A 10,719-nucleotide genomic window follows, 5' to 3' on the forward strand; every position below is an offset into this window, starting at 1 on the left:
CCAGCCTATCCCCCGCCCGTACCTCGACCCGCATGGCTCAGCGCCAGAAGCCGCGATGTGGCGCGTAGGTATTTCTTGCGGAATCCGCCTGCGAGCATCTCCTCGCTGAAGACCGTGTCGAGCTTCGCGCCGGACGCCACTACCGGAATACCCGCGTCGTACAGCCGGTCGGTCAGCGACACCAGGCGCAGCGCGACGCTCTGATCGTCGATGCGGTGCACGCCGGTGATGAACACGGCGGTGACCCCCTCGATCAACGCCGGATACCGCGACGGGTGCATCGTCGCGAGGTGCCGGCACAGCGCGTCGAACTCGTCGAGCGTGGCGCCGGCCACCTCGGCCGCGCGCGCCCCCACCTCGTCATCGGTCGGCGGCTCCGGCGCGGGCGGCAGGTCGCGGTGCCGATAGTCGGGCCCCTCGATCCGGATGGTCGTGAAAATGCCTGCGAGCGTGTTGATCTCGCGGAGGAAGTCCTGCGCGGCGAACCGGCCCTCGCCGAGCTGTTCGGGCAGCGTGTTCGACGTGGCGGCGATGGACACCCCGCGGTCGACGAGCGCGGACAGCAGCCGCGAGATCAGCGTGGTGTTGCCGGGATCGTCCAGTTCGAACTCGTCGATGCACACCACGACGTACTCGGCGAGCAGTTCGATGCACTCCTGGAAGCCGAAGACACCCGCCAACTGCGTGAGCTCACCGAACGTCGCGAACGCCTTCTCGACCTCCGAGCCCCCTCCGATGTCGTAGTAGATCGACGCCAGCAGGTGCGTCTTGCCGACGCCGAAACCACCGTCCAGATAGATGCCGACACCCGGCAGCACCTCGCGTTTCCCGAACAGCTTCTTCTTCCCCGCACGCCGCTGCACCGCGAGGTCGCAGAACTCCCGGCACGCGGTCACCGCGGCGGCCTGCGTCGGCTCGCCGGGATCCGGCCGGTACGTGTCGAACTCGACCGACGCGAACGTCGGCGGTGGGATCAACCCGGCGACGAGCCGTTCCGGAGTCACGCTCGGATGCCGATCCGTCAGATGTGCGACATCGCCAGCCCCAGACATGGTGGAACTGTATCGACGTGTTGCAATGGACCCCGTGCCCGATGCCGACGCTGCGACCGAGCTCACAGAACTGGGCCCCGTCGGCTCCGGTTTCGACCTCGACGACGACACCCGGTTGGCGGAGCTCTACGCCTACCCCGCCGGGCTGACCCGCCCCTATGTCCGGGCCAACATGATCGCCAGCATCGACGGCGGCGCCACCGACGACGGCAGCTCCGGTGGCCTCGCCGGTCCCGGTGACAGAGCGGTGTTCGCCAGGATGCGCCAGGAGGCGGACGTGATCCTGGTCGGCGCGTCCACGGTGCGCATCGAGAACTACTCCGGCGCGCAGATGTCGCTCGCACAGCGCCAGGAACGGCAGGCGCGTGGCCAGGCCGAGGTTCCGCCGATCGCCGTCATCACGCACGGCGCCGACTTCGAACACGACGCCAAGCTGTTCACCCGCACCGAGGTTCCGCCGTTGATCCTCACCAGCCACGACAACGTCGAGGACGCCCGCAGCCGGTTCGGCACGGTAGCCGACGTCGTCGACGCGTCCGGTCCGCAGAACGATCGCGTGGACCCCGCAGCCGTCCTCGACGCGCTGGAGGCTCGCGGACTGCGACGCGTGCTGACCGAAGGCGGGCCGTCGCTGCTCGGCCTGTTCATCGAACGCGACCTGCTCGACGAGCTCTGCGTGACCATCGCGCCGATCCTCGTCGGCGGTTCGGCGCGCCGCATCGCCACCGGGAGCGGCGAAGCGCACAACCGCATGCGGCGCAGCCACATCCTCACCGACGGCGAGGGCTACCTCTACACGCGCTACGTTCGGTAACACTCCCCGGTCGCTTCGCTCCTGCCCGCCGGAACACACCGACCCACTCAGTACTGTGGTCAGCATGCGTTGGCACCGTCAGCTACCCCGGACCCTGGTCGTGTCCGTGGTCGCGTCCGTCGTCGTCGCCGGCTGCGCGCCGGGGCTCGCCGCCAACCCGAACTTCGCCACCGACTCGGGTAACTCCCCGCAGGGTCAGCCGCAGACGTCGGCGCAGCAGGCCGGCCCTCCTCCACTGGAGGCCCCCAAGAACGAGTTGCAGTGGCAGGACTGCACGTCCAGGGTGTTCTCCCAGGCCGCCGTCAGCCCGGTGACCGGCGTCAACCTGGACTGCGCGAGCTACGACGCCGACCTCGACTCCCTCAACGGGGCGACGGGCACGATCAGCATCGGTGTCGTGCGCGCCACCTCGACCGGAACCCCGCGCGACGCGGCGCCACTCGTCATGACCACCGGCACGGACCTGCCGTCGTCGGCCCAACTTCCGGTATGGCTCAGCCGCACCGGCGGCGACATCCTGAAGACCAACCCCATCGTCGCCGTCGACCGCCGCGGCATCGGGCTGTCAGGCGACCTCGACTGCCGCGACTCGTTCGAGCGCCAGGAGATGATGGACCAGGCGCAGTTCGAGTCGGGTGACGACCCCGTGGCCAACCTCAGCGCGATCGTCCAGACCGCCACCACCAATTGCACCGACACCATCGCGCCCGGCGACTCCGCCTACGACAACGCCCACGCCGCCGAGGACCTCGAGAAGCTGCGCAGCACATGGGACGTCCCGGCCCTGGCGCTCCTCGGCATCGGCAACGGCGCGCAGGTGGCGCTCGCCTACGCCGGGTCGCATCCGAACAAGGTCGCACGGCTGGTGTTGGACTCCCCGCTGCCGCTCGGCGTCGCGGCGGAGGCCGCCGCCGACCAGCGAGTGAAGGGCCAGCAAGCCGCGCTCGACGCGTTCGCCGCGCAGTGCGTGGCCCTGGCCTGCCCACTGGGCCCCGATCCGAAGGGCGCGGTCGCCGACCTGCTGTCCGCCGCCCGCGACGACCGTGGCCCCGGCGGGGTATCGGTCGCCACGCTGGCCAATGCGATCGTTACGTCGCTGGCCTACCCCGTCGGCGACCGCACCGCGGCCACCAACGGCCTCGCCGGCGTGCTCGCAGCCGCCCGCTCCGGAGACGCCGGCCCGATCAACGCGCTCGTCAATCGCACCGAGTCGCTGCGGCTCACCGACGGGCAGTTCGTCAACTCCTGCAGCGACGCGCTCAATCGGCCGACCCCCGACCGCGTCCGTGAACTCGTCGTCGAGTGGGGCAAGGTCTACCCGCAGTTCGGCACGGTGGCAGCGCTCAGCCTGGTCAACTGCCTGAACTGGCCCAGCGGTAAGCAGCCGGGGGACCCCAACGACCTCAAGACCCCGGTGCTGCTGCTCGGCGTGCAGAACGACCCGATCGTCGGCAACGAGGGCGTGGCCGCGGTCGCCGCGACCGTGATCAACTCCGGCGCCCCGAGCCGACGCGTCATCTGGCAGGGCGTCGGACACGGCGCCTCGGTGTACACCCAGTGTGCCGTGGCTCCCGTCGTGAGCTATCTGTCCTCCGGCGAGCTTCCCGAGACCGACACGTACTGCCCGGCCTAGGCACCGGCTCCGGCCGGTCAGTGTAGGTTTCGCTGGTGGCGCTTCCCGACTCCCTGCTGAGCCCGTTCCGGCCCCGCACCTCGGCACCGAGCACCGCGACGGTGCTGCGTTCGGTGCTCTGGCCGGTCGCGATCCTGTCGATCATCCATCGCGGATACGTGCTGGCGACGAACGGCTACATCACCGACGACTTCGGGCCCGTTTACCGTGCGGTCGTGAACTTCAAGCTCGGCCTGGACATCTACAACGAGCACTTCGACCACGTCGACCCGCACTACCTGTATCCACCCGGCGGCACCCTGCTGCTGGCCCCCTTCGGCTATCTGCCGGTCGACGCGTCGCGCTACTGGTTCATCACCTTCAACACGATCGCCGTCGTCATCGCCGCCCTCCTGCTGGTGAAGCTGTTCGGCTACGCGTGGACGTCGGTTGCGCTGCCCGCCGTACTGCTGGCGATGTTCTGCACCGAGAGCGTCACCAGCACCCTGGTCTTCACGAACATCAACGGCTGCATCCTGTTGGCGGAGGTGCTGTTCTTCCGGTGGCTGCTGGACGGACGCAAGGGGTGCGAATGGTTGGCGGGCGCCGCGATCGGCCTGACGCTCGTCGTCAAACCGTCGCTCGCGCCGCTGCTGCTGCTGCCGCTGCTGAATCGTCAATGGCGCGCGCTCGTCCCCGCCGTCGCGGTACCCGCGGTGTTCAACGCCGTCGGCTGGATGCTGGTGAGCGACCCGTGGAACTTCGTGAAGAACACCGTTCCGTACATCCTCTCGGTGCGGGACTACTTCAACAGCTCGATCCAGGGCAACGGCATCTACTACGGGCTGCCGCCGTGGTTGATCCTCGTGCTGCGCATCGGGTTCGGGCTGCTGGCCGTCGCGAGCCTGTGGCTGCTGTACAGGTACTACCGGCAGCGCGACCCGCTGTTCTGGATGCTGACGTCCTCGGGTGTGCTGCTGATCGCCACGTTCCTGGTGACGGCGCTGGGCCAGGGCTACTACTCGATGATGCTGTTCCCCTTCCTGATGACGGTGGTGCTGCGCAACTCGGTGCTCCGGAACTGGCCCGCGTGGCTGGCGATCTACGGCTTCATGACGATGGACCGCTGGCTGCTCGGGCACTGGCCGACGACCGGCCGCTACCTGGAGTACATGAAGATCACGTACGGCTGGTGCCTGATGCTCATCGTGGTGTTCTGCGTGCTGTATTTCCGCTACCTCGACGCCAAGGCCGAGAATCGACTCGACCGGGGCATCGATCCGCCGTGGATGACGGACACCGATGCGCGCGATAGCGTGAAGGCATGAGTACCCCCGCTCCCAAGGTGCAACTGACGGACGACGAGTGGCGTAAGAAGCTCACTCCGGCCGAGTTCGCCGTGCTGCGGCAGGCGGGCACCGAACGGCCGGGGATCGGTGAGTACACCGACACCACGACCGAGGGTGTCTACGAGTGCCGGGCGTGTGGCGCCGAGTTGTTCCGCAGCACCGAGAAGTTCGAATCCCATTGCGGCTGGCCGTCGTTCTTCGATCCCGCGGACTCGGACGCGGTGATCCTGAAGTCGGACGACTCCCTGGGCATGCACCGTGTCGAGGTGATCTGCGCGAGCTGCCACAGTCACCTCGGCCACGTCTTCGAGGGCGAGGGGTATCCCACGCCGACCGATCAGCGCTACTGCATCAACTCGATCTCACTTAAGCTGGTGCCCGCGCAGCACTAGCCGTCGCCAGCAGATCACCGACCTCGGCCGCCGGGATCGGCCTGCTGAAGTGGAAGCCCTGCGCCACCTCGCAGCCGTACTCGCGTAGGCGGATCGCCGTGGCCTCGTTCTCCACACCCTCGGCCACCGTCGTCACCCCCAGCACGTGCGCGAGGTCGACCACCGCGCGGACGATGGCCGCCGCTCGCCGATCGTCGAGGATCGGCGCGATGAACCCCCTGTCGAGCTTCACCTCGTCGATTGGCAACTCGCCGAGGTAACGGAGGGCGGAGTAGCCACTGCCGAAATCGTCGATGGCCACCCGTACCCCGTGCCAACGCAGGGCGGCGAGCACTGCGCTGGCGCGCTCCAAGTCGTCGAGCAGCAGGTCCTCGGTGATCTCGATCGTCAACACCGCGGGACTCAGCGTGCGGTCGTGAAGCTCTCCGAGGATCCGGTCGGGCAGCGCGAGATCAGACAGCGAGGGGGCGAAGACGTTGACCGCGACCGGAACATCGAAACCCCTTCGCCGCCAGCCACATACGTCGTCGAGCGCCCGCGCCAGCACGAAGTCGGTCAACGCCCGCGTCAGGCCGTGTTCGCGCACCAGTGGCAGGAACTCGTCGGGTCCGAGCAACCCGCGTTCGGGATGGGGCCAGCGGACCAGCGCCTCGACGCCCACGACGCGTCCGTCCGCGAGGTCGAACTTGGGTTGGTAGACCACGCTAAGTCCGTCATGGTCGATCGCGTGGCGCACCTGTCCGAGCAGTTCCACCGCGGTCGCGCCGCTGCGACGCGCGCCGATGGCCTCGATCAGCCCGGCAGGATCGCCGTGGCCGAGACCGTGGAGTTCGGCGTCGAAGGTGTGCACGCCGCCGGTTCGCGACTTCTTCGCCGAATACATGGCCACGTCAGCGTGTTTCAGCAGTTCGTCGGCCGTCAGACCCAGGTCGTCTGGTGACGCCAACGCCAGGCCCACACTGGGGCGCAGGAGCAGACCGTGGCCGTCGACGGCGAACGTCTCGTCGAATGCGCTGATCACCCGATGCGCCACCACCCTGGCGTGCTCCGTGCTGCCCTCCATCAGTACCGCGAACTCGTCGCCGCCCAGCCGCGCCACCGTATCTCCCGGCCGCACGCAACTCTGAATCCGCTCGGCGACCAGTTTCAGCAGCACGTCACCCGCGGGATGGCCGAGGTTGTCGTTGACGAGCTTGAAGTCGTCCAGGTCGAGGGACAACACCGCAGCGGCCTGCCGGTCGCGCTGGTGCAACTGCATGGCGTGCGCCAGCCTGTCGTTGAACAGTGCGCGGTTCGCAAGGCCCGTCAACGGGTCCCGCATCGCCTGATCGGCGACGATCTCCAGGAGCGCGCGGTTCTCGCGCACGACGAAGAACTGACGGGCCATGACCGCGACGACCAGAAGCACCGACGACACGAAGAGCCCACCCATGCCGGGAGTCCTGAAACAGACGGGCGCGCACACGGCGACAGCCACCGCGGTCGGCAGGTAGGGCAGGCTGAGCGCCGCCCGCGACGGCGGTCGCAGGCGAGCGACCCCCACCTCACCGCCGTGGGACAGTCCGGCGAGTCCGATGCAGAGCAGAGCCAGCACCCACCCGATATCCGCTACCGACGCGGTGTCGAAGGCGTTCCGGGCGGTGAGGTAGACGAACACGCTGTCCGACACGGCCATGAGGATCGCGCCCGTGGTCAGGAGGGCGAGCGTGCGCCGATGACCGGTGCGCGCACGCGCCAGTACCAGCAGTGCGACCATGATGACCACGACGTCGCCCACCGGGTAGGCGATCGACAGCCCCATGGCGAACCGGCCGGAGCCGCCGGCCTCGTACACCGGTTGCAGCACCGTCACCCACGAGATCTGGAACAGCGCAGCGGCGATGATGAAGGCGTCGATCGCCAGCCGGCTCGGCGAGTGGCCGGTGTACCCGGTGGGGAACAGGGCGAGCCCGATACTCGCGGCAACCGGGAACACCAGGTAGGCGAAGTCCGCCGGCGAGGGGAAGGGTGCGACGTGCAGAACCGTGTCGTAGTAGATCCACATCGCGGTTCCGAGCGCCCACCCGCCGACGGCGATCGCGAGCATCGTCCACGCCGCTCGCCGACGGCCCGCCGACCGTCGAGCGGCCGCCGCGGTGGACAGGGTGGCGAACACCGCCGCGGCCAGGCTGCCGTAGTTGGAGACCGCGTTCACCGTCGCCGTGCCACCCAAACCGGTGCCGATCCACACGGAGACGGCGACCGCGACGGCAGTCGCGCCGCACGCCGTGAGGGAAGAGCTCCGCATACAGAGAACGTAGCGAAGTTTCGTACTGAAAGTCTCATTTGTCGGGTTGCAGCACAGAGCCGCTAAGGGCTACCTAAGTCGCCAATCCACAGCCGGCCAGCAACTCCGTGCAATCAGGGCAGCGCGGCGATGAGGTCCTCGACGCCGACGCGGGGCCCGGTGAAGAACGGCGTCTCCTCGCGGACATGGCGGCGAGCATCCGTGTAGCGCAGCTTCCACATCAACTCGACGATGCGGCCGAGGTCGGGACCCTCAAAGGCCAGAATCCACTCGTAGTCGCCCAGCGCGAAGGCCGGCACCGTGTTGGCCCGCACGTCCGGGTACTCCCGGCCGGCCATGCCGTGCTCGACCAGCATCTTGCGTCGCTCGTCGTCGGGCAGCAGATACCAGTCGAGCGAGCGCACGAACGGGTACACGCACACGTAGTCGCCGGGCTCCTCCCCTGCGATGAACGCGGGCACGTGGCTCTTGTTGAACTCGGCGGGGCGATGCAGCGCGACGACACTCCACACCGGGTCGCTGACCACCCCGAGCGAGGTCCTTCGAAACGCCCGGTACGTCGCCTGCAGATCCTCGACGCGCTCGGCGTGGGTCCAGATCATGAAGTCGGCGTCGGCCCGGAAACCTGCGACGTCGTACACCCCCCGGACGACGACGCCGTTCTCCTCCTGCTGCTTGAGGAACGTCGCGGTGTCGTCGGCGACCGCGGCGCGATCGTCACCGAGCGCCTCCGGCTGAACGGCGAACACCGACAACATCATGTAGCGGGTCATCGAGTTCAGCGCGTCGTAATCGAGCTTGGCCATACCGCTATCGTGCCACGCTCGCGATGCTCACCTGCGCCGCCGCTCGATTGCCCGACGCCACGCACGCGGGCACGCCGATACCGTCCAGGAAGCCGCCCGCCACGGCCAGGGTGGCCGGCAGTCCGGCGCGCAGTTCGGCGACCACGCCCTGGTGTCCCGGCCCGTACTGCGGCAGCGCGTCGAGCCACCGCTGAACGCGACAGTCCACCGGATCCGCGGTGATCCCGAACACCGTCGCCAGGTCGTCGGAGGCCCACTCGAGCAGCTCCTCGTCGCCGACCCGGCGGGCGAGATCGTCGCCGAACCTGCCGAACGACAGCCGCACCAGTTCGACGTTGCCCCGCGGCCCCCACTTGCGCGACGTCAGCGTCATCGCCTTGGCGTGCAACCGCTCTCCGCTCGCGGCCAGTACCCCGGACTGCGCGGGCAGCGGGGTACCACCCGGCAGTGCCAGCACCACCAGCGCCGACGACGCGACCGCGATGCGGCGCGCCGCGGCGGCCGTGCGCGGCGCCACCGCCTCGACCATCGGCGCCAGCCGCGGGGCGGGCACCGCGAGCACCACGGCGTCGGCGTTCCAATCGGTGCCCTCGTCGTCGATGAGCCTCCACCCGTCGGCTTCGCGCTCGACACGGTCGACGGCGACCTGGGCCCACCGCACCCGTGCGCGGGCGACGAGTTCGTCGATGACCACCCGATAACCGCCGCTGATCGCACCGAACACCGACCCCGTCAGCGGTGGGGGCAGGGCACGTCGCACCGCCTCGGTGAGGTTGGGCGCGCCGCTGTCCAGGGCCGCGGCGAGCGTCGGCACCGCCGACCGCAGCCCGATGGTGGCGGCCGAACCGGCGTACACCCCGGCCAGCAGAGGGTCGACCGACCGCGCCACCACCTGGTCGCCGAACCGGTCACCGACGACGTCGGCCACCGACGGGTCCGCGCCGGGTCGCCAGGCGAAGGGCCGCGCGGGTTCGTCGGCGATGCGCGCCTCGACGGCGGCGTCGACGAGCCCGGTCATCGACTCCGCGTGCGCTGGGATGCCCTGCAGGGTGCCCTGCGGCATCGGGTGCAGCCGACCTTCGCTGTAGATCAGCGGGCGCACCCCGGTGGTGCCGACCTGGCGCGCACCGAGACCGAGCTCGGCGAGCAGCGCGGGTACCTCGGGCCTGCGGGCGACGAACGCCTCGGCACCGACATCGACGGGCTGGTTGCCGATCTGCTCCGTACGCAGCACTCCCCCCAGCCGGTCGGCGGGGTCGAACACCGTGATCGACGCGTCGGGGCCCGCGGTGACCCGCAACCGGTAGGCGGCGACGAGGCCCGAAATCCCGCCGCCGACAACGCAATAGCGCGCAGTCACAGCGAGTGCGCCAGGGTGACCGCGTCGGTGACGATGCCCGGATCGGTCGCGGGCAGCACACCGTGGCCGAGATTGAAGACGTGCCCCGCAGCTCCCGCGGCGATGGCGCGGCGGCCGTCGGCGACGACCGCCCGCACCGCGCGCTCGACGGCGGGCCAACCCGCCAGCAGCACCACCGGATCGAGGTTGCCCTGCAGTGCCTTACCCGGTCCGACCCTGGTAGCCGCGTCGGCGAGCGCGGTGCGCCAGTCGACGCCGACGACCGTCGCGCCCGCCTCTCCCATGGCGCCGAGCAGTTCGGCGGTGCCCACCCCGAAGTGCGTCATCGGCACTCCGTCGCCGGCCAGCGTGTCGAACACCCTTGTGCTGTGCGGCAGCACGTGGCTGCGGTAGTCGGCCAGCGACAGCGTGCCCGCCCACGAGTCGAACAGCTGGATCGCGTCGACGCCGCTGTCCAGCTGTGCGCGCAGGAAACCGATGGTGATGTCGGTCAGCACGGACATCAGGGCGTGCCACGTCTCGGGCTCGGCGAACATCATCGCCTTGGTCCGTTCGTGGTTGCGGCTCGGCCCGCCCTCCACCAAATAGGACGCGAGGGTGAACGGCGCCCCCGCGAATCCGATCAGCGGCACGTCGCCGAGTTCGGCGACGAGCAGTTCGACGGCGGCGGCGACGGGCGCGACGTTCTCCGGGTCGAGCGGTTTCATCGCGTCGACGTCGGATTTCGTCCGGACGGGCTGGGCGATGACCGGGCCCACGTCGGGCACGATGTCGAGGTCGATGCCCGACGCCCGCAGCGGTACCACGATGTCGGAGAACAGGATCGCCGCGTCGACACCGTGCCTGCGGACGGGCTGCATGGTGATCTCGCACACCAGGTCCGGGGTGAAGCAGGCGTCCAGCATGCCGTGGTTTGCGCGCAGCGCGCGGTACTCCGGCAGCGAGCGCCCGGCCTGGCGCATGAACCACACGGGAACGCGGTCGGGCTGGCGGCCGCGGGCCGCGGCGAGATACGGCGAGGAGGGCAGGTCACGACGGGTGCTCATC

9 protein-coding genes are annotated in these 10,719 nt (G+C 69.4%); 4 read left to right on the plus strand and 5 right to left on the minus strand.

Annotated features, from left to right (window positions below):
• Positions 1-5: 5 nt before the first annotated feature.
• Entirely contained in the window at positions 6-1,052 is a 1,047-nt protein-coding gene (zapE, locus tag NM203_RS12770) for a cell division protein ZapE (protein WP_255060292.1), read from the minus strand.
• 25 nt (positions 1,053-1,077) lie between these two features.
• Between zapE and NM203_RS12775 the strand changes: the two genes are divergently transcribed.
• The 4 genes from NM203_RS12775 (at position 1,078) to msrB (ending at position 5,219) form a co-directional block, all read left to right on the plus strand.
• Entirely contained in the window at positions 1,078-1,866 is a 789-nt protein-coding gene (locus tag NM203_RS12775) for a pyrimidine reductase family protein (protein WP_255060293.1), read from the plus strand.
• Positions 1,867-1,930: 64 nt separating this feature from the next.
• A complete protein-coding gene (locus tag NM203_RS12780; RefSeq protein ID WP_255060294.1) occupies positions 1,931-3,499 on the plus strand; it encodes an alpha/beta hydrolase in 1,569 nt (522 codons plus the stop codon).
• A gap of 32 nt (positions 3,500-3,531) precedes the next feature.
• Positions 3,532-4,806, plus strand: a complete 1,275-nt coding sequence (aftC, locus tag NM203_RS12785) for an arabinofuranan 3-O-arabinosyltransferase (RefSeq protein WP_303624589.1) — start codon at positions 3,532-3,534, stop codon at positions 4,804-4,806.
• Positions 4,803-5,219: a peptide-methionine (R)-S-oxide reductase MsrB gene (gene msrB / locus NM203_RS12790; RefSeq protein ID WP_255060296.1), complete on the plus strand. Its 417-nt coding sequence runs from the start codon at positions 4,803-4,805 to the stop codon at positions 5,217-5,219. The genes aftC and msrB overlap by 4 nt, the downstream gene beginning before the upstream one ends.
• Here msrB and NM203_RS12795 read toward each other — a convergent pair.
• The 4 genes from NM203_RS12795 to hemE form a co-directional block, all read right to left on the minus strand.
• A complete protein-coding gene (locus NM203_RS12795) occupies positions 5,194-7,506 on the minus strand; it encodes a putative bifunctional diguanylate cyclase/phosphodiesterase (protein ID WP_255060297.1) in 2,313 nt (770 codons plus the stop codon). The two genes, msrB and NM203_RS12795, sit on opposite strands and share 26 nt — an antisense overlap.
• A 113-nt stretch (positions 7,507-7,619) precedes the next feature.
• Complete coding sequence (hemQ, locus tag NM203_RS12800) at positions 7,620-8,312, minus strand: hydrogen peroxide-dependent heme synthase (protein WP_255060298.1); 693 nt, start codon at positions 8,310-8,312, stop codon at positions 7,620-7,622.
• A 4-nt stretch (positions 8,313-8,316) separates the two neighbouring features.
• Entirely contained in the window at positions 8,317-9,672 is a 1,356-nt protein-coding gene (locus NM203_RS12805) for a protoporphyrinogen oxidase (protein WP_255060299.1), read from the minus strand.
• On the minus strand, positions 9,669-10,718 hold the full coding sequence (hemE, locus tag NM203_RS12810) for a uroporphyrinogen decarboxylase (protein WP_255060432.1): 1,050 nt from the start codon (positions 10,716-10,718) through the stop codon (positions 9,669-9,671). The genes NM203_RS12805 and hemE overlap by 4 nt, the downstream gene beginning before the upstream one ends.
• Between the last annotated feature and the right edge of the window lies 1 nt (position 10,719).

It is taken from the genome of Mycolicibacterium arenosum (genome assembly GCF_024320865.1).
GTDB lineage: Bacteria > Actinomycetota > Actinomycetes > Mycobacteriales > Mycobacteriaceae > Mycobacterium > Mycobacterium arenosum.

Bases quoted from the DNA above. Each gene is read 5' to 3' on its own strand.
- zapE (WP_255060292.1), bottom strand. From the start codon at position 1,052: ATGTCTGGGGCTGGCGATGTCGCACATCTGACGGATCGGCATCCGAGC.
- hemQ (WP_255060298.1), bottom strand. From the start codon at position 8,312: ATGGCCAAGCTCGATTACGACGCGCTGAACTCGATGACCCGCTACATG.
- NM203_RS12775 (WP_255060293.1), top strand. From the start codon at position 1,078: ATGGACCCCGTGCCCGATGCCGACGCTGCGACCGAGCTCACAGAACTG.
- NM203_RS12780 (WP_255060294.1), top strand. From the start codon at position 1,931: ATGCGTTGGCACCGTCAGCTACCCCGGACCCTGGTCGTGTCCGTGGTC.
- hemE (WP_255060432.1), bottom strand. From the start codon at position 10,718: ATGAGCACCCGTCGTGACCTGCCCTCCTCGCCGTATCTCGCCGCGGCC.
- NM203_RS12795 (WP_255060297.1), bottom strand. From the start codon at position 7,506: ATGCGGAGCTCTTCCCTCACGGCGTGCGGCGCGACTGCCGTCGCGGTC.
- msrB (WP_255060296.1), top strand. From the start codon at position 4,803: ATGAGTACCCCCGCTCCCAAGGTGCAACTGACGGACGACGAGTGGCGT.